At 65.6% G+C, this 599-nt stretch carries 1 protein-coding gene and 1 pseudogene; one reads left to right on the forward strand and one right to left on the reverse strand.

The features are described 5' to 3' along the window. Positions 1-222: hypothetical protein (locus C7G61_RS43105; RefSeq protein WP_145963847.1), on the forward strand; the 222-nt coding region annotated here is incomplete at its 5' end. Between the two features lie 4 nt (positions 223-226). On the opposite strand, the pseudogene C7G61_RS43110 reads toward C7G61_RS43105, so the two are convergent. Next, a pseudogene (locus C7G61_RS43110) lies at positions 227-599 on the reverse strand (tyrosine--tRNA ligase); the annotation flags it as partial.

Here is a 599-nt window from a genome sequence, read left to right on the forward strand (position 1 = left end):
AATGTGTTCGCCCAGGTGCCGCTCTTCGGGCCGCTCTTGGGTGGAAGTCAGTATGAGGGGCTGTTCGCCGTCAATTTCCGGCTGAACGGTCAGGCGAGTTCGCCGTCACTGACGGTCAATCCGCTCTCGGCGGTCGCTCCCGGCTTCCTGCGCAAGCTCTTCGGTGTGGGGGCGAACGTGGAACCGCAGACAGGATCGCTGCCGGCGGTTCCGGAGCGTTAAGCAGTCAGACGGCGCGCAGGAGAACGTGCTTCTTCTTGCCGAAGGACAGCTTGATCACGCCTTCTGCCGTAACATCCGACAGGCTCAAGGTGCCACGCTCGTCCGAGACGGTCTGGTCGTTGACCTTCAGGCCGCCGCTCTTCACCTGCCGACGCGCCTCGCTCGACGAGGGCACGAGCTTCGCGTAATCGGGCCCGAAGGCCGCCAGGATGCCGAGGCCTCCCTTGAGGACATCGGTCGCGATCTCGACCGTCGGCAGGCTTTCCGCCAGCGCTCCCTGCTCGAAGGTCTTGCGCGCGGTTTCCGCGGCCAGCTCCGCAGCCTCGCGGCCGTGGAGGAGGGTGGTGGCTTCCGTTGCGAGAACCTTCTTCGCCTCG

The sequence above is a fragment of the Bradyrhizobium algeriense genome (assembly GCF_003062295.1).
Taxonomy (GTDB): domain Bacteria; phylum Pseudomonadota; class Alphaproteobacteria; order Rhizobiales; family Xanthobacteraceae; genus Bradyrhizobium; species Bradyrhizobium algeriense.